This is a genomic window from Chitinophaga jiangningensis, assembly GCF_900142605.1.
In the GTDB taxonomy this organism is placed as follows: Bacteria; Bacteroidota; Bacteroidia; order Chitinophagales; family Chitinophagaceae; genus Chitinophaga; species Chitinophaga jiangningensis.
Genome location: NZ_FRBL01000002.1, coordinates 616,729 through 643,148, shown reverse-complemented (window position 1 = coordinate 643,148; position 26,420 = coordinate 616,729). Strand labels below are relative to the sequence as shown.

Genomic DNA, 26,420 nt, shown 5'->3' with positions numbered 1-26,420 from the left:
TTCGCGTCCTGCGCCTTTTGAAATAAGTGTCAAAAACACAATTAAATTTAGTAAAACAGGATAGCGCAGGACAGTACTGTAATGCAAATAAGATATTTTTAAAACAGAAACACACCAGCAACCAACGGGAGTGTCGCCAGAGTAGACACTCGTTATGAACAATATTCACGTTATTGATTAAACAACCGGGCAGTCAACCCCCGGGTACAAAACCACGATAGTAATGGATTACAAGCTATCCAGGATGAAAGTAATTTCTTCCACACTATTTCTATACTTATCCGTTTTTATCCTGCTACCGTCATGCAAAAAGAAAGCATGGGATGAATTTTACGGTCGCCCCGACAATCTGGAGCCCCCGATTTACCAGGTACTTGAAAAGAAGGGTAATTTCAAAAACATGCTGGCAGCCATTGATAAGGCAGGGTATAAAGCTACTTTATCCGCTGCAGGTTACTGGACATTTTTCGCTCCTTCGGACTCCGCGTTCGACGTGTATTTCAAGGCCAACAACATCAGCGGCATTGCACAACTGGACAGTGCCGCCTGCCAGAAAATTGTTACGTACTGCTTAGTGTACAACGCTTTCCGCCTGGAGCGCATGTCGGATTATCAAAGTACTACCGGCTGGATTCCAGGGCTGGGCTTCCGCCGCCGCACCGCCTCCTATACCGGTGTATATGATGGTACGGACAGCCTGGGTAACAAAATTAAAGTCATTAACAGCAACCGTAACGGCGCTGCCATTTATGCGGATGCTGATAATAACAACAAGTACATCACTTACTTCACGGATAACTTCATGTTGGCAAAAGGTCTGTCTGCAGCCGATTACAACTACTTCTACCCCAACACCACCTATACCGGGTTTAACGTGTTGGATGCTGTGGTTACCGAAAAAGATATTGCTGCGGAAAATGGAATTATCCACGTAGTAAATAAGGTGATCACCACCTTGCCTGGCATCGATGAATACCTGGCGCAAAATCCGCAATACAGTGAGTTTAAGAAAATCTTCGATCAGTTCCTGATCAAGTATGCCCTGAATGCCAATATGACGGCCAAATACCAGGCTATCACCGGCTCTGAGTATAATGTATATACCAAAGTATTCAATGCGGCACTGGCATTTGCACCCAATAACGAAAACTTCATGAAACTGCAGGACAACGATGGTCAGCAAAATGCCTACAGCATTTTTGTACCTACCAACGAAGCCCTGGAGCCGTTTATTAAAAATGTGTTGCTGGAACACTATAATAAACTCTCAGACATGCCGGTGAACATCATCTATGATTTCATCAATGCGCATCTCTGGCAAACGGCCGTATGGCCAAGTAAATTTGCTACTACCTATAACGTAGTGGGAGAAGAAGCCCGCTTCGATCCCAATAGCAATATCACCGACCGTAAGATACTGAGTAACGCCATCTTCTATGGTACCAACAAAGTACAGGATGCCAACGTGTTCAGCAGCGTATATGGAAAAGCATACCTGGACCCTGCTTACAGCATGATGACCAGCCTGCTCAACCAGGAACTGAAATTCCAGATTTCGAATATCCGTCAGCGTTACTCCATCCTGATGCTGAGCAACGATGTGCTCAATGCAGCAGGTTACTTTGCTGATCCGATGGTGAATACCAACCCGCTGTACCAGTGGAGATATACCCCTCCTGCAGGTGGTACGCAGCTGACAGGTCCGGATGCACTGAACCGTTTACTGCGTATTCTCAGTCTTTGCATCATCCCTGAGCGCGACCTGAACGACCTCAGTGGCAGCGGTGTGGTACAAACCTACGGTGGTGAATTCATCAAGTACAATGCGAATAAGGTATATGCCAGCGGAGAAATTGCGACCAATACCGCAGCTAAAGTAACGAATGCCAAAACGGCGAAAAATGGTACTGCCCAATACCTCGATAAAGCTTTAAGTTTCTCTGAAACTACCGTTGGAAAGCATATCGAATCACTGGGTGCTGCCACCACCTCCCAGTTTAATTACTTCTACCAGTACCTGAAAAATGCGACGATGTTTAACGCTACTACCGGTGATATTACCGGCGTTTCAGGAGGTGCATTCTATACTGTATTTATCCCGGATAACGCAGCTATACTGGCGGCAGTAAACGCTGGCGTACTGCCGGGTACCGGCACAGCGCCAAACAAAACTCCAAAATATACCGGGCTTACGCCGGCAGAGCAATTCGCGGTGGAATCATTTATCCAGTATCACATTCTGGATAAAAAAGTAGTAGCCAGCGACGGTGTGGAAAGCGGTGCATTCCCCACCCTGTTTAAGAACCAGGAAGGCGATGCAGAAACTCTGTTCATCACCAACACCACCGGTACTTCCATGTCGGTTACCGATGCGGCTAACCGCATTTCAAACATCAGAATGGATCAAAGCAACTTCCTCGGCAACCGCTGTGTGATTCACCTTATTAACAACTATCTGAAATATACAGAGTAATCTGTTCCCAATACCAGTTTAGTATGCGAAAACTATTTACAATTCTCCCCTTATTGTGTGCAGTGCTGTTCCTCACAGGAACCGCTGTGGCACAGGCCCCGGCTACTGCGGCTACCTCCATACTTATTAAAGGAAAGGTAACAGATAAGAACACGAAAGAAGCACTGATTGGTGTTACGGTTATGGAAGTGGATGCGGATGGCCGCGTGTTGAAAGGTACTACCACCGACCTTAACGGGCAGTATGTACTGAAAGTGACCAGCCTCCGAAGCAGAATCAACGTTTCCTTCATCGGTTACGCCACCTTCAAGGATGCTATCAACGGTCGCACTACCATTAACGTACAATTAGGCGCCAGCTCCAACGACCTGAAAGAATTCAAGGTGTCCGCCAGAGCTACTTCCTCCAACGGTATGATCAGCATCCCGGAAAGGAAATCTACCATGGCAGTAAGTAAAATTAATGCCAAGGAGTTGGAAGAAATGCCTGCTTCCAGTATTGACCAGGCCCTTCAGGGTCACCTCAGTGGGGTGGATATCACTGCCAGCAGCGGCGATCCCGGCGCGGCTATGAGCATCCGTATCCGTGGTGTGTCGTCGCTTTCCGGTAACAACAACCCCCTCATCATTGTGGACGGTATGCCTTACCAGACGGATATTCCGAGCGACTTCAACTTCGGAACTGCCGATGAACAGGGCTATGCGCAGCTTCTCAACATTGCGCCGGCAGATATCAGTGAAATCTCTGTATTGAAAGATGCTGCTGCAACCGCCATCTGGGGGGCACGCGCTGCAAATGGTGTACTGGTGATCACCACCAAACGGGGTGGTATCGGTAAACCGGCCATTACCTATTCTTTCAAAGGAACCATGTCAAAACTGCCGGACCCTATCCCGATGCTCAATGGTGATCAGTACTCCACCCTGATCCCCGAAGCGTATATCAACAGGATGGGAAGCGCGCTCAATACCAGCTCCGTTCGTGAGTTTAACTACGATCCCAACGATCCGTACTGGTACCATAACTATAGCAACAACACCAACTGGATTGATGCCATCTCCAGAACCGGATGGATCCAGGATCATACGGTGAGTATGAATGGTGGGGGTGAAAAAGCCCGCTATTACGCATCACTGGGTTATTTCAGCCAAACCGGTACCACCGTGGGTACCAGCCTTCAAAGACTGAACACACGTATCAACCTGGACTATTACATCTCTGAAAAAATAAAAATATTTACCAGTATTGCCTACACGCATACGGACCAGAGCCGTAACTACATGAGTGATAAAGACGGTGCCATCCGTGGGGTGGCGTACCTGAAGATGCCTAACATGAGCGTGTTTGAGTACGATGAACAGGGGAATATTACCCCTAACTATTTTTCGCCGGCATCCAACGTGCAGGGACAGTACTCCCGCATTTACAACCCTGTAGCCATGGCGAAGGAAGCAAAATATGGTGTACTCGGTGAACGTATAGTACCACGCTTCCAGCTGCAATACAATATCTATAAGGATGTGTTGCGCGCGATTGCAGACGTGCAATTTGATATCTACAATACAAAAAATACCAGCTTCCTGCCGCAGATAGCGACCGGCCGCCCCTATACGGAAACAGTAGTAAACCGCGCATACGATGGGGATATCGACCTGTTTGGTGTTACCTCCAAACTGACCGTAGAGTACACGCCGCACTTCAAAAATCCTAAACACGAATTATCCAGCTTCCTCAACATCATTACCGACGATGGTAAGAGTGTAAATCAGGAAGTGATGATTTCCAATACAGCGTCCTCCTTGCTGGTAGACCCTTCTGCCGGCGGCCGTACGCAAAATGAAGAACTGAAGGCAACCAATGGGTTGTCACAAACCCGCAGCATTGGTACTGCATTTACCACTCAATACGGTTATGATGACCGCTACATGATCATGGGTAGTGTGCGCATGGACGGTAGTTCCCGCTTTGGTCCCAACTACCGCTACGGTTACTTCCCATCTGTAGGCGCCCGCTGGCGCTTATCCGGTGAGCAGTTTATGCAACGCTACAATAAAAAACTCGATGACCTGAGCTTCAGAGCATCTTATGGTCTTTCTGGTCAGTCGCCCGATAAAGACTACACCTTCTACAACCGCTATTCTACCATGCCCTGGAGCTATATGGGAGAAAGTGCTGTTTATCCTTCTACCATGGAGTTGCAGAACCTGCGCTGGCAGTCTGTCAGCATCGCCAACCTGGGTTTAAATGCTTCCTTCCTGCAGGGCCGCTTCCGTGTGGATGCGGAATTATACCGCAAACGCACCAACGACATGTACATGCCTAACCTACAGGTAGCCTCCCAAAACGGCTTCACAGCGGTGAACATGAACGTGGGCACCATGGATAACCAGGGTTGGGAAATTGCCATCTTCACCACCCCGTATAAGTCTAAAGACTGGACGGTGAGATTTGACCTGAACCTGGCTAGAAACGAGAACGTGATCCGCAGTATCTCTGAATTCTACCCAAGTACCAAAGGTGATGTAACCGCTCTGGGAACTTATATGAGCCTGCTGCAGATCGATAATCCTTTTGGTTCTTTCTACGGCTACCGTTATAAAGGAGTTTATAAAGATGCAGATGCCACCGTAGCAAAAGGGGAATCCGGAAAACCCATTATTGGTCCTAACGGGGAGATCATCAGAATGAAATTTAACTATCCCAATGTGGATTATACTTTCCAGCCCGGAGATGCCATCTACGAAGATATCAACCATGATGGCAACATCAACTATATGGATGTGGTATACCTCGGTAACAGCAATCCTAAGCTGAACGGTGGTTTCGGACCTACCATCAACTGGAAAAACAAAATTAACATCACCACCTTCTTCAATTTCCGTATGAACTACGATGTGGTGAATGCGACGAAGATGACCACCACCAACATGTATGGCTTCGACAACCAGAGTACCGCAGTATTACGCCGCTGGAGAAAAGAAGGAGATGTGACCGACATGCCACGCGCGGTGATTGGTGGTGCTTACAACTGGCTGGGTAGCGATAGGTATGTGGAAGATGCATCCTACCTGCGTTTCAGACAGTTCACCGTTCGTTATACTTTCGACAGCAAACAGCTGAGCAAACTGAAAATGAAGTCACTCAACGTGTATTTCACTGCGGAAAACCTCTTTACGCTGACGAAATATACCGGGCAGGATCCGGAAGTTACCGACAGGGGAACAGATCCTTTCCGTGTAGCGATGGATAATTCTATGACTCCACCATCCAGAAACTATGTGATTGGTTTGATGGCCAACTTTTGATCCTAAAAAAGATATCTGATATGAAGCAACTGCTGATATATATTTCCATGTTCCTTACCCTTGCGGGAGCTGCGTCCTGCAATAAATGGCTGGAACTGAAACCTAATGATGGCCTGGTACGGGAAGACTTCTGGAAAACAAAAGAACAGGTGTCCGCCGCTGTTACCGGTATTTATGCAAGTATGCTGGGCAGTGTTTCCGGCAAAACGCTGGCAATGCCCGAGTACCTGTTTGTGTGGGGAGAAGCAAGGGCAGATATGGTGACGCCGGGCTTTAGTGTGAAACCGGACGAAACTGATATCATTAACATGAATATCCTGCCTACCAATTCTTTTGCTAACTGGAGGACATTCTACGAAACGATCAACTACTGTAATACGGTGATCAAACTGGCGCCGAATGTGCTGAACCAGGATAACACCTTTACCCAGGATATGCTCAACCGCGCCCTGGGAGAAGCACTTACCATTCGTGCGCTGATGTACTTCTACCTGGTGCGTACCTTTGATCAGGTGCCGCTGAAACTGGAACCTACTGTGAGCGACAATGACCTGTCGTCAATGGCGAAGAGTCCTTCCGAAGCCATTCTCAACCAGATTGTAGCCGACCTCAGAGCGGCTGAAAACTTCCTGCCGGAGAGTTATGGTAACAGTGCTGTTGACAGAGGTCGTGCTACCAGATACACCGCTTCTACGATTCTGGCAGATACCTACCTATGGATGGAGAAGTATACAGAATGTGCTGCCCAATGCGATAAGGTAATCAACTCCGGCAGATATGGCCTCATAGGTCAGGAAAACTCCCTCTTTAATGCTTTGTTCTGGCAAGGTAATGCCGTGGAAAGCATTTTTGAACTACAATTTGATGCACAGAAACTGAATCCGTTCTTCAATATGTTTGCTGCCAACTCCCGTCGCTGGGGTGCCGCGTCACACCTGATGGAAGAAGTATATGGGGTAGATGCCGTAAATACCATTCCGCTAAAAGATTCACGTGGCGACGGTATGGCACTACGTGCAGAAGATGCCACCATCTGGAAATACATTGGTGCCAACGATGCCGGCACAGCCCTGCGCACCGCTGATCAGTCATATGCACACTGGATTTTTTACCGCTATGCGGATATCCTGCTGATGAAAGCAGAAGCAATCAACCAGCTGGATCAGCCGCTGGAGGCTTCCCGCCTGGTAAAAACTATCCGGGAGCGTGCTACTGCACTGGATTTTGGCGATGCCATGGACAGCACCAGCAAATCCAGCATGGAAGAATTCATTTTGCAGGAACGTGAAAGGGAATTTGCTTTTGAAGGAAAACGTTGGTACGATCTCGTTAGAAACGCGAAACGCAACAATTATGCGGGTATTCGCTACCTGCTTAACTCAGCAGCTAAAAGCATTGCACCGGATATGCAGCAGTCGGCCTTCGGCAAGCTGAGAGACAGGAACAGCTTATTTATGCCGATTTTCCTGTATGAATTACAGACCAACAAGCTGCTTGTGCAGAATCCATTCTATAAATAATTCAACCGCACGTTATGACCAGAAAGAAACTGTTTTACATGATGGTGCTTATTTGCGGTGTGTTGACCGCCTGCACCAAAACTACGCTCAAACAGAGCACTACGGAGGATGTTAATATAGTCGGATACCTGCGGCAACATCCGGATTCCTTCTCCCTGTTCGAAAAAGTGCTGGTGCGCGCAGGCTACAGCGATTACCTGAACGCCTATGGTGCCTATACCTGCTTTGTTCCTACCAACAGCGCTGTGCAGCTCTGGCTTACCAAAATTAAAGCCGGCAACGTAGAAGCCGCTGATATCAATACGCTGCAGGATATGGTTAAGTTCCATCTCCTCAATGATACACTGACCACCGCCTCTTTTAAAGATGGCAAACTGCCCGTACCTACCATGTATGGTCAGTTTTTGGTTACCGGCGTAGCCTCCGGTGAAAGAGGTTCCAGTTACCTGATTAATCGTCAGGGAGCCGTAACCAGATCGAATGTGAAGGTGGGAAATGGTTTGATCCACGTGATTGACCAGGTGCTGGAACCAGCTAAGCAAAGCATTGCCGAAGAGCTGGCCGCCAAATCTGACTTCAGCATTTTTGTGGAAGCCATGAAAGCAACCGGCTATTACGACCTGCTTAACAGGGTGGACCCGGATACGGCTAAACGCTGGATGACGGTGATTGCGGAAAGCAATAAGACCCTGGCAGACAGTGGCATCTTCTCTTTCGCAGATTTAAAAGCACGTTATAGTCATACCGGTAACCCTGCCGGTGCTAATGATAGTCTGCACATGTACATGGCTTACCATATCCTGGGGGGTATTAAATTTCTGGGAGATATTATTAACTCGCCTTCCCACCAGACCCTGCAACCGCAGGAGGTCATCAGCACACAGCTGATCAACCAGGAGGTGGTAGTGAACGAAAATGTGTTTAATGGCGTGCTGGAAAAAGGGATGACCATCGACCGGGTAGCCAGCGATAACGCTGCTACCAACGGCGTATGGCATTCCATCGAAGGGCACTACCAGGTGAAATACCGTAAACCTACAGCTGTATTCTGGGATGTGGCCACGTTTGAAGAAATTCTGAAACTTCCGGCCACCTACAGAAAGGCATCGAAAGATTTCACCAGACAAAGTGAGGCTGATCAGCCATTCAAGGATATCACCTGGGGTTGGGGAGCGCTGGCAGGTACGAATGTACTGACTTATTATTACGCACCTACTGTAAGTATCGGCATGTATTGTAACTATCAGGATGCCATCAAAATGCCACTGGGGCTGCCTAACAGGCCTACCTACCTGGAGCTGCGCACACCGCCGATTATCAAAGGGAAGTACAAGATCTGGATCTGCTACTCCGCCCGTAACCAGTCTACCAGTTCCCAACAGCTGTGCGAAGTATACGTAAACGGTACCCTGATGCCACGTACATTCAACTTTGTAGTGAAGCGCCCTACCGGTACTGCTGCTGAGCTGGAAGCGATCGGGTACAAACAGTATACGGAAAACACGGCATCACAGATGGTGGGCCGCCTCGTAGGTACTTATGAGTTTACCACCACCGACCGCCAGATTATCCGTATCAACCCGATCAATGGTACACAGAATGATAACTACCTGGATATGATCCATTTCATTCCTGTTGATGATAATCAGGTTTTTCCAAGGTTCAAGCCAGATGGTACCCAAATATTCCAATAAAAAAGAGATTATGATGTCCTATAAGACGATCGCATATACCTTGCTCCCTTTGCTGTGCTGTGCAGTGCTGCTGCAAGGCTGTAAAAAATGGGAAGACAGCATTACCATTAACGACCAGGTACTGAAAGAAAACCTGATGGAGCGCATTGCCGCAGAACCATCCACCAGCAAGTTTGCCGAGCTGGTAAGAAAGGCTGGCCTGGACTCGGTTTTAACATCTTCCAAAGTATATACGGTATTTGCTCCCGATAACGACGCTGTATCTAAACTGGATCCGGCCACGCAGAATGATCCGGCTAAACTGAAACAGTTTGTATCCAACTACATCACCCTGCAGGCATGGAACAGCAAAACAGAAGATACCGCTTCCAGCTACCTGCAGATGCTGAATGGTAAATACCACCTGCTGCACGCTGCCCTCATGGGAAATGCTACCATCACCAGTGGTAACAAGCCCGCTAAAAACGGGGTATACCACGTGATCAGCAGCCTGCTGCCAATGTCGGATAACATCTGGGAAACATTGACCAACGATAACACCATTCCTGCAGTACAAAAGGCTTACATGCTGTCGCTGTTCAGAAATGTGTTTGATCCTACCAACGCGGTGCAGATAGGAGTGGACCCTAAAACAGGAAATCCAATTTACAAGGCAGGAACAGATTCTGTTAATACCAACCTGTTCTGGCAGCGTGTTTACGATCTCAGAGATGAGTCAAAACGCTATGCCTTATTTGTAATGGAAGATGCCGCCTGGCAGGGTGCTACCCAAACCTACTACCCGTACTTCGTTACCGGCGGTATGGATACCACCGCTGCCCTGGCCAGTTGGGAAGTGCTGAAAGACCTGGCCACCGAAGGTAACTACACCTCAGATAATATTCCGGATACCGTGTTGTCGAAATTTAACGTGAAAATTCCCGTGGAAGGTGCACAGATCAAGCGAAGCATTACTACCAGTAACGGTACCATATTTATAATGGGGAAGGTAGATATCTCCCCAAAAAATAAATTTCAGCAATGGATACTACAGGGAGAGGAATATACTTCCTCTACCAGCAACAAACGGAGCAATACTTACTTCCGCGACAGGGTAACGCCAACGGGTATACCGTTTAAGGATGTACTGGTGTATAACCATGGTACCAGTGGCTTCAGCCTGGGTTTCCGTATTACCAATGTGCATACCATGAAGTACAAAGCCTATTGTGTGGCAGTAAACGACTGGATGACGACCAACTTTACACAGCGACTGAGTGTGGACAGCGCTACCAATGCATCAATGGCCTATGTTACTGTAACGCCTAACAACTATTCGGAAATATACCTCGGGGAGTTTACTATCAGTAACTACCGTTCTGCAATGAATGTATACCTTACCGCAGCCGCCAACACCACCGCAACCACAAATCCGCTGGTATGTGATTATATCAGGATTGAACCTTCATTCAATTAATTATGCAGCACAAATATAAATACAACGGCATAAAACTATTATGTGGCGCGGCTTTGCTGCTGATCACTGTTACCGCAGCCGCCCAGTCTGCCAAAGATTCTACCGGCAGCAGGGAACAATCGGTTACCGGTAAAAAGAACCTGACTGTTACTGGCAGAATTCTCGATGCATCCACCGGGAAACCGGCAGCGGGTGTACACGTATCCATGCAGGATTTTTCAGCAGCCATTACTGATACTTCCGGTAAATACAGATTACAGGTGCCTTCCTATAACGTCACCATCCTGGTAGACGGCGATGGTTACGCCTCCCGCATGATTCCCCTGCAGGGCAGAAAGAAAGTGGACGTTACACTGATGGACGCCTCTCATACCGGCTACCAGGAAAATATTGTGATGCCGGTAAATATTATACCACAGCGGGAGATTACCTCTGCCGCACAGCAATATAATGTGGACGGCTGGCAGCAAAACAGTGCCATGCCCGACGAACTGCTGCAGGGCCGCATTGCCGGACTGAATGTAACCCGCCGCTCCGGTACGCCGGGCGCAGGTGCCACCCTGTTTCTCCGCGGTATCAATTCTATCTATGCCACCAACAAACCATTGGTAGTGGTGGATAACATGATTTTTGATACAGAGGATTACGGCGAAAGCGTGATCGCAAATTATTATACCAATCCTTTATCCCTGATTGATGCAAAGGATATTGATAATATCACCGTGTTGAAAGATGCATCTTCCATTTACGGTACCAAAGGTGCTAACGGTGCTATTATCATCACCACCTCTCATACTACGGATAAGGCTACTCATATTGATTTTGGAGCCTATGGCGGTTACATTGCCGCACCTAAAGGCCTGCCGGTAATGGGGGCTTCCGATTTCCGCAGCTACCTGAGCAGCATGATGCAGTCCAAAGGTATGAGCCCGGAAGAACTGGCTGCCCAGCCTTATATGAACGACGATCCCACCGCTCCCGGTTATGCACGTTACCATAACCAAACCAACTGGCAGGATAAAGTGCTGACAGATGGTTTCAGCAACAACTACTACCTGAAAGTAACCGGTGGCGATAACATCGCTACCTATGGCCTCAGTATGGGCTATATGAAAAACCAGGGTACGATCAGTGGTACGGATTTGAGTCGCTATAACACCCGCTTCAACGCGCAGTTCAACTTTACGCAGCGTTTCACCGGTTTTGCCAACCTGTCTTTCACCTACAATCAACAACAACTGAAAGACCAGGGTATTGCCGACAGAACTTCTCCTTTATTCCTGGCGCGCACTAAATCTCCTTTCTTACAGGATCATGAAGTGAACGATGCAGGGGTACAGAGTCCTAACCTGGCAGATGTGGATTTACTGGGTACGGGTAACCCTACCGCAGTTATTGATAAAATGATTGGTGCCAATATCTTTTACCGTTTCTTCGGTTCCTTTGGATTTAAATACGACCTGGGTAAACATTGGAACCTGAATACTACTGTTGGGGTGGTGCTCAATAAAGTAAGGGAGAATATGTTTGTACCGGGCATTGGTATCGTAAAAGATACGCTGGCCAATGCGATTGCGGAAAACCGCATGGGCTCACAGGTTAAGCGTATGTTCACTTTTTATAACGATACCTGGGCGGAATACGAGCAGCGTTTTAACATGGACCATAAGCTCTATGTGCGCGCCGGCCTCCGCACCCAAACCAATAATGCAGAACAGGATTACGCCCTCGGTTTCAACTCCGCTACGGACGACCTTACCAGCGTTCAAAACGGTTTGCCAGCCCTGCGTGTAATTGGTGGTGGCATGGGAAAATGGAATTGGTTTAATACCTACCTAAGTTCCAACTATGGTTTCCGCGATAAACTGTTCCTTACCCTGAACGTGGCTATGGATGGTTCCAGCCGCTTCGGTAAAGCAGCGAAGGATGGACTTACTATCAACGGCAGCAAGTTTCCGGTAATGCCTTCTGTTGGCGGTGCCTGGCTGGTATCGTCTGAAAGCTTCATGGCACATTCTAAAATTGACCTGCTGAAACTGCGTGCAAGCTATAGCGTTACCGGCAACGATGATATTGGTAACTATACTGCCCGCCAGACATACATTACACAAAATCTCCTCGGTTTACAGGGGCTGGTGCGCAAAGGCATCGCCAACCCTGAGCTGCAATGGGAAACTTCCGTGAAACTGAATGGAGGTATCGATGTGGCGATCCTCAACGAGCGCCTCTCGCTTAGTGTGGATGCCTATAAATCAGAAACCAAAAACATGCTGGTATATGAAAATGTACAGGCAGCCACCGGTTTTGAACAAATGCTGACCAACGCCGGCCGTATGAAAAACACCGGTGTGGACCTGTCGCTCAACGCCCGCATTGTGGATAATGCCAGCTTCAAATGGGACCTGGGCGTAAACGTAAGCAAATACAAAAATACGGTGATTGCTGTACCTAACGGCGCTTTCACCACTGAATATGCAGGTGCTACCATCCTGACTGCCAACGGTCAGCCGGCTAACCTGTTCTATGGTTATAAAACCGAAGGCATCTACGCTACCAGCGCCGATGCTGCAAAAGCACAGGTCTATACAAAGCAACCGGATGGCAGCCTGCGTGCTTTCACCGCTGGTGATGTACGCTTCGCCAACACCAACGGGGATAACGTGATCAATGCAGATGACCGCACCGTTATCGGTGATCCTAACCCGGATTACATAGGTGGTATCAGCAACCGTATTAGCTGGAAACGTTTTGAGCTGAATGCACTGATTACTTTCTCCCAGGGTAATGACGTATTCAACTATACCCGCTACCGCATGGAATCGATGACTGATGCCAGTAACCAGCTTCAAAGCGTGAATAACCGCTGGCAGTACGAAGGACAGCAAACCAGTATGCCAAAGGCTACCTGGGGTGATCCTTTGGGTAACAGCCGCTTCAGCGACCGATGGATCGAAGATGGTTCTTACCTCCGCCTGCGCTCTGTATCCGTACAATACTATTTGCCGGTAAATCGTAAAGTGATTAAAAATGCTACAATTTACCTGATCGGTAACAACCTCGTTACCCTCACCAAATACAAGGGGTATGATCCGGAATTCAGCAGCAGCAACAGTCCGCTGGCGCAGGGTATAGATACAGGCCTGGATCCCATCAGTCCTAATGTGACACTCGGAATTCGTATAGGCCTCTAGGTTATTAACAATTTGAAACGATTAGCATGAAAAAGCTCACCATATTATTCTTATCTGCGGCCTGCTTCTGTACGGTGCTTTCTTCCTGTAAGAAAATGCTGGATGTAATGCCGGGTGATGAACTGGACCAGTCGCAGATGTACCGTAACGTATATGATGCAGATGCCGCAGTAATTGGTATCTATGGCAAGTTCCAGGGCCTCGCGGAAAGATACATCCTGCTGAATGAACTCCGTGCGGATATGCTGGATTATACCGACAATGCAGATGAATACCTGCGACAGCTCAGTAATCATACCGTTACGGCCGATAATCCCTATGCAAGTCCCCGTCCGTTTTATGAAGTGATCCTTAACTGCAACGATGTACTGAAGAACTTCGACATCATGCTGAAGGATAAAAAAATGAAGGAGTCGGAGTACGCGGTGCGTTATGCCGATATCACCTGCCTGCGTAGTTTCCTATACCTGCAGCTGGGCATCCACTACGGAGAAATTCCTTATGTAACCTCCACACTGGAATCAGTGGAAGAAGTAAAAGATGTGAAGCGCTTTCCTAAACTAAGTTTCGACGCGCTGCTGGATACACTGATTAAATCCACAGAAGCGCTGACATATAAAGATGAATATCCTTCCGGTACTTCACCAAACATTACCGTGGATGGCTATCCTACCGCGAAATGGTTTATCAACAAAAAAGTATTGCTGGGTGATCTGAACCTCTGGAGAGGTAACTACGTACAGGCGGCCACGTGGTATCGCCAGGTGATGGAAACTGCTGCCAATAACTCCAACGATGCTACGATGTATACCATGTACAAAGTGGGTTGGGACTCCAATGGTGATGTGGATCACTATATCAGCTATGGCCGCATCAGCGATGCCACCTCCCTGGTGTGGAATACGCAGTGGCGCATCATGTACGAGCAGGCTGCCAATACGAAAGGTTACGAAAGAGAGTGGGTATGGGCAATGCCGTTTGATTCCAAGTTCAAACCGGAAAATCCATTTGTGAAACTGTTTTCGCCAATTGGTGGTAAATACCTGGTGAAACCCAGCCAGGAAGCATTCGACAACTGGAACAGCCAGCAACAAATCGGCAACAGCTCGGCACCGGCCGTTCCCGGTTTACCGTACGATGCACGTGGTATCCTCACCTGTCAGCAAATTAATGGTCAGCCGGTGGTGATGAAATACCTCTGGAACTACCTCAACTGGTCCAGCATGCTACCAGTAGATGTATTAAAGAGAAGCAGCACCTGGTTCCTCTTTAAGCAAACGCACCTGCACATGCGTTTTGCGGAAGCAGCCAACCGCGCCGGTAAACACCTGCTGGCATGGGGACTTTTTAACAACGGTATTGCGGGCGCTTACCCTGCACCTACCTCCGATGTAACCAATTATCACAACACCTTATTTGAACCATATCCTTTCAACTTCGACGCAAGAAACAGTGGAAGTTCGGGTATTCCTTACTACCGCGCTCCGTGGTACCGTAACATCGGTATCCGTAAAAGGGCCAACCTGGTGAACTATAACGTAGCACCGGGGGCAGACAGCACCCTATCCATCGAAAGTGGATTGATTAACGAAACCGCGTTGGAAGACGCATACGAAGGAACCCGCTGGCCTGACCTGTTGCGCGTAGCACTGAGAAGGAATGATCCGGCTTTCCTTGCTGACAAAGTTTATCAGAAACTGAAGAAGGATAATGTTCCGGGTGCAGAAGCAGCAAGGGCTAAACTGATGGATAAGTCCGGCTGGTACCTGCCTTTCAAATTCTGATTTTTTATCGATTCCCACAGCAAACAAGCAGCAGAGAAATTTGCTGCTTTTGCTGCTTTTTACAAGGGGAAATTATGCTCATGATTTTATATTTTGTTGAGATGAAGAAAAAAGTATTACAGATTGCCGCAATGCTCGTATGTAATTATGCTGCTCAAGCCCAGGTACAATGGCCAGCTATTACTCAAACGGCCAAACCATGGACACGCTGGTGGTGGGAGGGTAGTGCTGTAGACTCCTCCGGGCTCACTGCAGCGATGGAGTTGTATGCAAAGGCCGGCCTTGGCGGACTGGAAATCACACCGATTTATGGTGTGAAAGGAACAGAAGCACGATTCAGACCTTTTCTTTCCCCTTCATGGATGACCATGTTGGAATACACGCTCAGCGAGGCTTCCAGGCTTAAGCTGGGAATCGATATGGCTACCGGTACGGGCTGGCCCTTCGGCGGGCCATGGGTTACCAATGAAGATGCCAGCAAATATCTGGCGTATAAAAAATTTGAAATAAAGAAGGGTAGCAGCCTTTCAGAAAAATTGGAATTTATACAGGAGCCAATATTGCGCAGTGCTAATCCAAAACCACTGCCACCGGATACCAAAGTGCTGGAACCTGTCAGTGCCAATAAAAATTTACAGGAGCTTGCCATCGACCAGGTAAGGTTCAGAAAGCCACTGCCGCTGGTGTCAGTACTCGCGTACGACAGCAAGGGCAACATGACCGACGTTACCCGATATGCAACCGCTGACGGTCGCCTCAACTGGAGCGCACCGGAAGACGTAACCATCTACGCCCTCTTCATGGGATGGCATGGTAAGATGGTGGAAAGAGCTGCCCCCGGTGGAGAAGGCCTCGCCATCGATCACTTTTCATTACCCGCCTTACAACACTACCTCGCTAAATTTGATGAAGCATTTAAAGGCAGGAATACTGCCAGCTTGCGCAGCTACTTCAACGATTCCTATGAAGTAGATGATGCGCGCGGACAGGCCAACTGGACACCTGAGTTCTTCAGCGAATTCCAGCGCCTACGTGGATACGACCTTCGTACGGTAATGCCGCTGTTGCTGGCAAAAGATAATAGTCAGGAGCACCTGCGTGTACTGTATGATTACCGCATGACGATCTCCGACCTCCTCCTGGAAAAATTCACACAGCCATGGCATAACTGGGCAAAGGCCCAGGGGAAACTGATCCGCAACCAGAGTCATGGCTCGCCTTCCAATATATTTGACCTGTATGAAACAGTGGACATACCTGAAACAGAAGGCACGGAAATATTGCGTTTCAAATTTGCCTCCTCTGCCGCGCATGTGAGCGGTAAGCAGTTCGCCAGTGCAGAAGCGGCCACCTGGTTAGGGGAGCATTTTAAATCCAGTTTGGGAGATGTAAAACAAGCGGTGGACAAATACTTCCTTGGTGGGGTCAATCACATCTTCTATCATGGTACCAACTATTCCCCGCAGGATGAACCGTACCCGGGATGGTTGTTTTATGCAGCGGTGCACTTTACACCAGCCAACTCTTTCTGGAAGGATTTTCATACGCTCAATGAATACGTGGCCAGGTGCCAGAGCTTTTTACAGGCAGGCCAAAGTGATAATGATGTATTGCTGTACTTCCCTTTCCACGACCGTAATATGCAACCAGGCAGGGATATGCTCCATCACTTCGACGGGATGGAAGGCTTTTCAGGTACCTACTTTGAATCAGTGGCAGAAGAAATGCTGAAAGAAGGCTGGACGTTCGACATGGTGTCCGACAGGCAGCTGCTGGAAAGCAAGGCTACCGACGGTAAGGTGCAGATGCCGGGTGGCAAATACAAAGCCATACTGCTGGCAGATGTAAAGTACCTGCCGCTGGAAACCCTGCAAAAACTCAATGCCCTGGCTAAAGCCGGTGTTAAAATTCTCTTTTACGAAAACCTGCCGGCAGATGTAACAGGTTACCATAACCTGGAACAAAACCGTGCAGCCTTCCATAAAACTCTAGCGGAAGTAAGCGCTAATAAAAACTCTGCACTCAACAACCACCTGTCCGAGTTAATGCGTGCAGCCGGTATCGTTAAAGAAGAGATGAATGGCCTCTCCTTCGAACGCAGAAGCTGGGATAAAGGCCGCACCTACTTCATTGCCAATACCACCGGTAAGGAATACCACAGCTATATCACGCTTTCCGAACCATTTGCCTCGGTAGTACAGTACAACCCGATGACACAGGAGGCTGGTGTAGCGCATGCGGTGGGCCGGCAGGTATATATGCACCTGAAAGCAGGAGAGAGCTGCATCTTACAAACCTCTTCTGAAAAATCTACCGCTCCTGCTTATCCTTACATGATTTCCGCAGGCCTGCCGGAAGAAATAACCGGCGACTGGCAACTGCAATTCCTACAGGGAGGGCCGGATATTCCGCAAGGGAAGATTACCACTAAAACCGGCTCCTGGACTGATTTGCAGGTGGCGCATGCCAGCGAGTTTTCCGGCACAGCGGCATATACGATTAACATTAAAAAGCCGCAACGAAATGTAGATGCCTATGAGCTCAACCTCGGAAAAGTAGGTGAAACCGCGGAGGTATTTTTAAATGGTAAACGCATTACTACCTTAATGGGACCTGATTACCGTGTGATGATTCCAATGAGTGCCTTTAAGGAAAATAATGAATTGCGTATACTCGTTACCAACGGCATGGCCAACAGGATGATTGCGCTGGAAAAGAAAGGTGTGCAATGGAAGAAATTCTATAACATTAACATGCCGGCACGACTCCCGGAAAACCGCGGTGATGACGGATTATTCACCACTAAAGGATGGCAGCCAACGCCTTCCGGATTATTAGGCAAAGTAACGCTGACGCCTCAACGTAAATTACTGGACCTCAAGATTACTAAACCACGACAATAATGAAACGGAAACTGGCAGTGATGCTTGGTATGTTGCTGAGTGGACAAACCTATGCACAATCGACACTGATTCAATACCTGTCTGGCAAGGACAATCACCCCACCGTGCAATGGGATTTCTATTGCACCGGTGGCCGTAACAGCGGCGCCTGGACTAAAATTGCCGTGCCCAGTTGCTGGGAGCAGCAAGGTTTTGGCAGCTACAACTACGGCAGGGACTATAAAACCTACGGTAAAAATTTCCGCTTTGCCGACGAGCAGGGATTATACAAACATACTTTCCAGGTGCCAGCCACCTGGAAAGGACAAACGATAAACATCGTTTTTGATGGGGTAATGACCGATGCGGAAGTGAAAGTAAACGGCGTATCCGCCGGAGCTATCCACCAGGGCAGCTTTTATCGCTTCCGCTACAACATTTCCTCTCTGCTGAAGTATGGTACCGCCAATACGCTGGAAGTAACGGTCAGCAAAATGTCGGCCGATGCCTCAGTGAATAACGCGGAGCGCCTGGCGGACTACTGGGTGTTCGGGGGGATTTTCAGACCCGTGTTCCTGGAAGTGCTGCCGGCAACGCATATACGGCAGGTGGCAATAGATGCCAAAGCCAACGGCAGCCTGCGTTTGCAGGCTGAGCTCACGGAATCTAAGCCTGGCGATGTGCTGCTGGCCACCATTACCGATAAAGCAGGAAAGAAGTTAACAGAAATAAAAGCACCGGCGTCTTCCAAAACCTTACTGGAAGGTAATGTAAACAACCCGGCCACCTGGAGTGCGGAAACACCGGAGCTGTACAAATACACCTTGCAGTTACAACGTGGCGGCAAAACCATCCATACCGTAACGGAGAAGTTTGGTTTCAGAACTATTGAAATTCGCCGCCAGGATGGTATTTATGTGAATGGCGTGAAGGTAAAAATGAAAGGCATCAATCGTCACTGCTTTTGGCCGGAAACCGGCCGTACGCTCAACGATAGCATACAACTGCAGGATGCATTGCTGATAAAGGAAATGAATATGAACGCTGTCAGGTGCTCGCACTATCCGCCGGATAAGCGTTTCCTGGAGTATTGCGATAGCCTCGGCATTTATGTGATCGATGAACTGGCGGGCTGGCAAAAGGCTTACAGCACTAAAGCCGGTGAGCCGTTGGTAAAAGAAATGGTGGAGAGAGATGTAAACCATCCCAGCATTATTTTCTGGAGTAATGGCAACGAAGGTGGCCACAATAAAGACCTGGATGACGATTTCGGCAAATACGATTTATCCGGCCGCCCGGTGATACATGCGCACCACCGCCCCGGTAACCAGTTTAACGGTATCGACTGCAACCATTACGAAGACTATTACAGTACTAAAAAAATCCTGGAAGATACCAGCATTTACATGCCTACTGAATTCCTGCATGCGCAGGATGATGGCGGCGGCGCTGCTGCACTGAAAGAATTCTGGGACCTGCACTGGAACGCCAAACTGGGCGCTGGTGGCTTCATCTGGGCCATGCTCGACGAAGGTGTGGTAAGAAGGGATCAGCACAATATCATTGATGTAAACGGCATCAATGCGCCGGATGGGGTGCTGGGTCCGCACCGCGAAAAAGAAGGCAGCTTTTGGGCAGCGAGAGAAATATATTCTCCCGTAAAAATAGATATGCAACAGCTGCCTGCTAACTTTTCCGGTGAAATACCAGTGGAAAACCGCTTTAATTTCACGAACCTGAATAAGTGCAGCTTTAAGTGGGAACTCCGTAATTACCGCAAGCCCTTTGACGCACAGAGCGGGAACTTTATCATGAAGTCAGGACAAGCTACGGCGCCGGATGTGGCACCAGTAGTCAAAGGCAGTATTCAACTGCCTCTGCCTGCCGACTGGAAAAACTATGATGCATTGAGTTTGACCGCTACAGATCCTTTTGGTCGTGACCTGTACACCTGGGTATGGCATGTGAAACCAACATCCGTATTGATAAAAGACCTGACGGGTACCACTACCGGCGCGGGCAACGTTACGACTACTGACAGTAGTGTAACCCTTACCGGTGGACAGGTAACCGTTGTGTTTGACCGCGGTACCGGTATGATCAAAACTGTACGCAATGCCGCTGCTGACGCATTATCGTTTACCGGTGGGCCGGTATTTACTTCCGGTAAGGCTACCGCGGAAGATATGCAGGTAGTAGCAGATACCATAGTGTTCCATTACAACGGTGATATGAAAGAAGTGAAATGGTACATGGACAACAACGGCTGGCTGCGCATGGAATACAACTGGGAACTCAAACGCGACGCCCCTTTTGCAGGGGTGAGCTTTAATTATCCGGAGCAATACATGCTCAGCGCCAAATGGCTGGGTAAAGGCCCTTACAGGGTTTGGAAAAACCGGCTGCAGGGCGTAACGCTGGATGTTTGGGAGAATGCTTACAACAATGCTTCCGCAGGATCTGCTCCCTGGCAGTTCCCGGAGTTTAAGGGATATTTTTCCGATGTTACCTGGATGGAGTTTAATACCGTGCAGGGTAAGTTTTATGCAGGAACTTCCGACCCCGGATTGTATGTACGCCTGTTCGAATTTTATGGTGTGAAGGATGTGAAACCTAATCCGGCACTGCCTCAGGGTGATATTTCCTTCCTGGAAACCATTCCGCCGGTAGGTACCAAGCTGGCATTTAATATCACCAATGGTACAGCCGCATTAGGCCCCGCCAGTGAATTAAATCACCCAACAGGCATGCACACACGTACCCTGTTTTTCTATTTCGGACTGCCTAAGTCGACTGAGAAAGCGCAGCAGTTCAACAGACCTAAGGTAAACGAGTTATTATGAGAACCTGTATAATCGTGCTTTTGCTGGGTATAGCCCACCTCAGTGATGCGCAAAGTATCAATCGCCGGCAGGTGGTAACCCGCCACAATGTGCAAGTTCAACAGATAGACAGCCTGTCGTCGTTGTCGGTGGGCAACGGACAATTTGCTTTTACAGTAGATGCTACCGGCATGCAGTCGTTTCCTGCACTGTACGCCGGTGGCGTGCCTTTAGGTACGCAGTCGGAATGGGGATGGCACAGCTTTCCCAATACCCATCACTACAAATTTGAGGAAACACTCAGAAACTATGATTTACAGGGTAAGCAAAGGCCTTATTCCGTTCAGATAAAATCACCGGACCGCAGTCGAGAAGCATGTGATTATTTCCGCGTCAACCCGCATCGTTTGCAGCTGGGCAGTGTGGGCATGGAAATCACGCTGCGAAACAATCGGCTGGCTACCGCTGCAGATATCAAAGATATCCGGCAGCAGCTGGATGTATATACCGGTATTATCACCAGTAAGTTTACCGTGGAAGGTGTGCCGGTGGAAGTAACCACCAGTTGCCACCAGGAGCGGGATATGGTAGGTTTTCATGTGGAATCGCCCCTGCTGGCCCAAAGTCGGCTGCGCGTGCTGATACGCGTACCTGAGCCTGCCGGTGGCTGGAAAGATGCTGCGGATAACTTTAAAGGATATACGAAGTTAAATACTGAACTGCGTGATAATTTTATTGCCTGCTCGGCAGATACCAGCCAATGGTTTATTGGTGTGGCGGGAAATGCTTCGCTGGTAAAAGCCGGCTTGCATGCCTATGAGGTGAAGCCGGCCGGGGCAAAGGGTTTGGACTTTACTGTGCAGTTTACCGAAAAGCGCACTACAAATTATATGACCGCCGACCAGGTGGACCAGAGCAGCATCGCTGGCTGGAAGCATTTCTGGGAAAGTGGTGCTGCGGTGGACTTCGCAGGCAGCAAGGACCCGCGTGCGAAAGAAATAGAACGCAGGGTAGTATTATCAGAATACCTCACTAAGCTGCAATGTTCCGGTAATTTTCCGCCGCAGGAAACGGGGCTTACCTATAACAGCTGGTACGGCAAGCCTCACCTGGAAATGCATTGGTGGCATGCCGTGCACTTTGCGTTATGGGGTCGCCCGGAGTTGATGGAGAAGAGTTTGGACTGGTACCGGACGGTGTCGGCCAAAGCGGAGCAGCTGGCGCAGCGGCAGCATTACAGCGGCTTGCGCTGGCAAAAGATGGTGGATCACAGCGGAGATGAATCACCTTCGTCCGTAGGTGCGTTCCTGATATGGCAGCAGCCGCATTTTATTTATATGACGGAGCTGTTGTACCAGAGCAGGAAGCAATCTGCCGAGGTGATTAAGAAGTACGCAGACCTGGTGTATAAAACGGCGGAGTTTATGGCCGATTACGCCAGCTATGATTCCGTGAAGCACCGCTACAATCTCGGGCCAGGGCTGATTCCCGCTCAGGAGTGCTTTGATCCTTTACAAACTTTTAATCCTACTTATGAACTCGCCTATTGGCATTGGGCATTGCAAACCGCTCAACAGTGGCGGGAAAGAGCCGGCTTGCCGCGTGTAGCCAAATGGGATGCCGTTTGTACGCAGCTGGCTCCATTGCCTGTGTTAAATGGGGTTTATTTGCCGGCAGAGAGTAACCCTGACGGGTATACGAATTCCCGTTACCTCGGGGATCATCCGGCGGTATTAGGGGCTTATGCCAGTATTCCCGGTAGTCCTGCCCTGGATACTGCTACTATGCTCCGTACGTTAAATCTGGTATGGGATAAGTGGAGATGGAATGATACCTGGGGCTGGGATTTCCCGTTGACCGCCATGGCGGCTACCAGGCTGCACCAGCCAGAAATGGCCGTGCAGGCCTTGCTGAAACCTATCCGTACCAATACCTACCTGGTAAACGGGCATAACTTTCAGGACGAGCGACTCACGATCTACCTGCCTGGCAACGGGGGGCTGCTCAGCGCCATTGCCATGATGTGCGCTGGCACAGCGGCGGATCCAACGCTCATAAACGGATTCCCAGACAACGGACAATGGAAAGTGAAATGCGAAGGATTTACAAAAATATTTTAATAGCAGGCTGCTGCCTGCTCACTACTACGGCGGCCGCGCAACGTGAAATGCGTTACCAGCCGCAGCAGGGCGATTTCGTGATTCATAACGGTTCACTCAGGTTTAACCGTGCCCTTTATGGCGGTAATACAGGCTTCCGCGTGGAAGCGGGCGACAAGCCCATGTTTGCCATGTACCTGCCCGGAATGGGCGGAAATCTTAGGTTTGCGATTAAAAAAGGGAAAAATTTTAAGTGGCTCAGCGATGCAGCGGACATCACTTCCCGGTATGGCCATGGTGCCATGCAATATGATATTGCTGATCCTGTTTTAGAGAGAGGTAAGATTACCCTGACGGTAATGGCCTTGTATAGCCACGAGGGCCTCATTGCCCGGTTCACTACGCAACAACTGCCTGCCGGTGTAACACTGTACTGCGTGTACGGCGGCGCCAGCGGGAAAAAGTTTAGTCGCGATGGTGATATAGGCGCGGATTCGCCCAGCCTCTTTGACCTCCACGAGGCCAATTGCGCGGGCAATGCCTATACGCTGACAGACCAGCAATTCAGGCTCAAACTCGCTAATGGCAAGACCATTGCAGGCTCGTTCCCTAAAGGTGCCACGCTCGCCGTGGGTGAGGCTGCCGGCCTGCAACGTGCTGACCAGCTTCCTGCCGCCCTAACGGCGAAGGACCCACGCGCCGCGATACTGATCGCTCACATGCCACTTACCAATGGCGTGACTGATATCTCCCTGAACACAGGCGAACAACCGGTGAGCTTATCCGGTTTGTTTGAAAAAACAAAAGCTGCAGCGAGGGATATTGCGGACCGGATAAAAGTAAATACCCCGGATTCCTGTATCAATAATCTGGGCAGCGCCCTCGCACTGGCCGCGGATGCCGTTTGGGAAAGCCCTACCTTCCTGCATGGTGCCGTCGCCTGGCGTATGCGGCTCAATGCCTGGAGAGGCGCCTATATCGGGGATGCCCTCGGCTGGCACGACCGTGCCCGCGAACATTTTTCCAGCTACGCTAAAAGTCAGGTAACGGTACCGCCTACACTGGGAGTAGTGGCAGATACCAATTTGCACTTGGCCCGGCAACTGGAAAAGATCGGAACTGCCATGTTCAGCGACGGTTACATCTGCCGGAACCCAAATGGCGACATACGCGCGCACCACTACGATATGAACCTCGTGTTCATTGACCAGCTGCTGCGGCACTTCAACTGGACAGGCGATACGGCCTATGTCAGGGAAATGTGGCCGGTGATTACCCGCCACCTTGCCTGGGAAAAACGAAATTTTGATGCCGACGGGGATGGCCTGTACGATGCCTACGCCTGCATATGGGCCAGCGATGCATTACAGTACAATGCCGGCGGCGTAACACATTCATCTGCCTATAATTATTTTTCCAATGCAACAGCCGCGAAGCTGGCAAAACTGATAGGGGAGGACCCGTCGCCTTATGCGAAAGAGGCGGCGCATATTCTGACTGCGATGCAGCAACAGCTATGGATGCCGGAAAAAGGATGGTTTGCAGAGTATAAAGATAAAATGGGTAAGCAGCTGCTGCACCCAAGCGCAGGTTTATGGACCATCTATCACGCGCTGGATTCAAAAGTGGCGGACCGTTTCCAGGCATATTCCTGCCTGCGGTATATCGATGAATACATTCCGCATATTCCCATTGGGAAAGATATGTACCTGCTCAGTACTACTAACTGGCAGCCCTATACGTGGTCGCTCAACAACGTGGCCCTGGCGGAAAACCTGCATACGGCCCTGGCTTACTGGCAGGGTGGTAACCCGGAAAAGGCTTATCAGCTCTGGCGTAGTGTGTTGGTGGAAAGCATGTTCATGGGATCATCGCCGGGGAATTTTGAGCAGCTGGCAAAGGAAGATGCCATCAGAGGGGAGTTGTACAGGGATTTTGCCGACCCGGTAGCGATGGCCGCTCGTTCACTGGTGGAAGGACTTTTCGGGATTCAGCCGGATGCGCTGAATGGGAAGTTGTTGGTGCAGCCGGGGTTTCCGGCGGCGTGGGAGCAGGCATCGATTCAAACACCGGATATAACGTTTGCGTATACCGGTAAATATGCAGAAAGAAAGTACGTTATTAAACCTTCTTTCAGCAAGCAGTTGCAGGTAAGTTTGATCATTCCTGCACCCGTTACCACAGGAATTAAAGTGATGGTTAACGGTAAGCCGGTAGCTTATAAGCCACTGGCAGATGCCATTGGAACCGCCACCATGCAGATAGATTTACCACTGGCAGCCACTTACGAAGTGGTGGTAACCACTCCGCCCAAACATATGGTGCGGAAGCTGGAGTTGACAGGCCGCAGGCAAATGCCGCTGGTGAGCTTTGATAAGTTCGAAAAAGATGGGTTTAGCTGGTGGGTGCCAGGCAGGCATCTTCGCCCGGAGGAAGCAACCAGTGCTATGGCAGATTTAGGCACCAGCTATGAGAAAGTGCCGTTAGATAAATTTTTCAACAGCAAAGTTACCGACATCTTCCAGCAGCAGTATTTAAGTCCGCGGCCAGCAGTGCCTACACTACAGCTGCCTGTACAAGGGATCGGCAACTGGTGCTATCCATTGGCTACCGCTAATATCGATGATAGTGGCCTGAGAGCCGCAGCCGGAACAGGGAATGAAGTGCGTAACACCGCAGGTGTACCCTTTCAGACACCTGGCGATATTACCGAAAAAAATATCGTGTATACGTCCCTGTGGGATAACTATCCTGACAGTATAAGCATACCGTTGACCGGTAAAGCTAAGGGCGCCTGGCTGCTGATGGCAGGGTCTACCAACGCCATGCAAAGCAGGTTTACCAATGGTTTTGTACGTGTAACCTATACCGATGGCTCCAGCGATACACTGCTGCTGCGCAACCCGCAAAACTGGTGGCCTATCGAGCAGGATCTGATGAACGATGGCAAAGCCTTTACTACCAATGCACCCGTGCCGGAAAGACTTTACCTGAAACAGGGTAAGTTTTCGCAAGGCATGCAGCAATATGCAGCTATCAAAGGGTACACCACCAGGGCGGTAGACGGTGGCGCAGCTACCGTGCTGCAAATGCGTTTGCAGCCCGATAAAACACTGGCCACATTGAGTGTCCATACGCAGGCCAACGATGTTATAATTGGGCTCATGTCCCTTACTTTATGCAGGTAAAATTTT

Annotated in this window: 11 protein-coding genes; all 11 read left to right on the top strand. The window is 49.3% G+C overall.

What is annotated here, in order from left to right:
• The first annotated feature begins 223 nt into the window (after nt 1-223).
• The 11 genes from BUB18_RS07095 to BUB18_RS07045 all read left to right on the top strand — a co-directional run bounded on the left by BUB18_RS07095 (nt 224) and on the right by BUB18_RS07045 (nt 26,414).
• Complete coding sequence (locus BUB18_RS07095) at nt 224-2,473, top strand: fasciclin domain-containing protein (RefSeq protein ID WP_083549477.1); 2,250 nt, start codon at nt 224-226, stop codon at nt 2,471-2,473.
• A 23-nt stretch (nt 2,474-2,496) separates the two neighbouring features.
• Nucleotides 2,497-5,778, top strand: a complete 3,282-nt coding sequence (locus tag BUB18_RS07090; RefSeq protein ID WP_073079371.1) for a SusC/RagA family TonB-linked outer membrane protein — start codon at nt 2,497-2,499, stop codon at nt 5,776-5,778.
• Nucleotides 5,779-5,798: 20 nt separating this feature from the next.
• Nucleotides 5,799-7,298: a RagB/SusD family nutrient uptake outer membrane protein gene (locus tag BUB18_RS07085; RefSeq protein ID WP_073079369.1), complete on the top strand. Its 1,500-nt coding sequence runs from the start codon at nt 5,799-5,801 to the stop codon at nt 7,296-7,298.
• Between the two features lie 14 nt (nt 7,299-7,312).
• On the top strand, nt 7,313-8,992 hold the full coding sequence (locus tag BUB18_RS07080; protein ID WP_073079367.1) for a fasciclin domain-containing protein: 1,680 nt from the start codon (nt 7,313-7,315) through the stop codon (nt 8,990-8,992).
• Nucleotides 8,993-9,002: 10 nt separating this feature from the next.
• Nucleotides 9,003-10,448: a fasciclin domain-containing protein gene (locus BUB18_RS07075; RefSeq protein ID WP_178372099.1), complete on the top strand. Its 1,446-nt coding sequence runs from the start codon at nt 9,003-9,005 to the stop codon at nt 10,446-10,448.
• Between the two features lie 2 nt (nt 10,449-10,450).
• Nucleotides 10,451-13,639: a SusC/RagA family TonB-linked outer membrane protein gene (locus BUB18_RS07070; RefSeq protein WP_073079365.1), complete on the top strand. Its 3,189-nt coding sequence runs from the start codon at nt 10,451-10,453 to the stop codon at nt 13,637-13,639.
• Between the two features lie 26 nt (nt 13,640-13,665).
• The gene (locus BUB18_RS07065; RefSeq protein WP_073079364.1) at nt 13,666-15,423 is read left to right on the top strand and encodes a RagB/SusD family nutrient uptake outer membrane protein; all 1,758 of its coding nucleotides are present in this window, start codon (nt 13,666-13,668) and stop codon (nt 15,421-15,423) included.
• Between the two features lie 101 nt (nt 15,424-15,524).
• Complete coding sequence (locus BUB18_RS07060) at nt 15,525-18,326, top strand: glycosyl hydrolase (RefSeq protein WP_073079584.1); 2,802 nt, start codon at nt 15,525-15,527, stop codon at nt 18,324-18,326.
• A complete protein-coding gene (locus BUB18_RS07055; RefSeq protein ID WP_073079363.1) occupies nt 18,326-21,148 on the top strand; it encodes a glycoside hydrolase family 2 protein in 2,823 nt (940 codons plus the stop codon). The genes BUB18_RS07060 and BUB18_RS07055 overlap by 1 nt, the downstream gene beginning before the upstream one ends.
• Nucleotides 21,145-23,247: a hypothetical protein gene (locus tag BUB18_RS07050; protein ID WP_073079362.1), complete on the top strand. Its 2,103-nt coding sequence runs from the start codon at nt 21,145-21,147 to the stop codon at nt 23,245-23,247. Before BUB18_RS07055 ends, BUB18_RS07050 begins: the two co-directional genes overlap by 4 nt.
• Complete coding sequence (locus BUB18_RS07045) at nt 23,220-26,414, top strand: DUF4450 domain-containing protein (RefSeq protein ID WP_178372098.1); 3,195 nt, start codon at nt 23,220-23,222, stop codon at nt 26,412-26,414. The genes BUB18_RS07050 and BUB18_RS07045 overlap by 28 nt, the downstream gene beginning before the upstream one ends.
• Nucleotides 26,415-26,420 lie beyond the last annotated feature (6 nt).

Coding starts and splice junctions, on each gene's coding strand:
- BUB18_RS07095 (WP_083549477.1), top strand. CDS start 224: ATGGATTACAAGCTATCCAGGATGAAAGTAATTTCTTCCACACTATTT.
- BUB18_RS07090 (WP_073079371.1), top strand. CDS start 2,497: ATGCGAAAACTATTTACAATTCTCCCCTTATTGTGTGCAGTGCTGTTC.
- BUB18_RS07085 (WP_073079369.1), top strand. CDS start 5,799: ATGAAGCAACTGCTGATATATATTTCCATGTTCCTTACCCTTGCGGGA.
- BUB18_RS07080 (WP_073079367.1), top strand. CDS start 7,313: ATGACCAGAAAGAAACTGTTTTACATGATGGTGCTTATTTGCGGTGTG.
- BUB18_RS07075 (WP_178372099.1), top strand. CDS start 9,003: ATGATGTCCTATAAGACGATCGCATATACCTTGCTCCCTTTGCTGTGC.
- BUB18_RS07070 (WP_073079365.1), top strand. CDS start 10,451: ATGCAGCACAAATATAAATACAACGGCATAAAACTATTATGTGGCGCG.
- BUB18_RS07065 (WP_073079364.1), top strand. CDS start 13,666: ATGAAAAAGCTCACCATATTATTCTTATCTGCGGCCTGCTTCTGTACG.
- BUB18_RS07060 (WP_073079584.1), top strand. CDS start 15,525: ATGAAGAAAAAAGTATTACAGATTGCCGCAATGCTCGTATGTAATTAT.
- BUB18_RS07055 (WP_073079363.1), top strand. CDS start 18,326: ATGAAACGGAAACTGGCAGTGATGCTTGGTATGTTGCTGAGTGGACAA.
- BUB18_RS07050 (WP_073079362.1), top strand. CDS start 21,145: ATGAGAACCTGTATAATCGTGCTTTTGCTGGGTATAGCCCACCTCAGT.
- BUB18_RS07045 (WP_178372098.1), top strand. CDS start 23,220: ATGCGAAGGATTTACAAAAATATTTTAATAGCAGGCTGCTGCCTGCTC.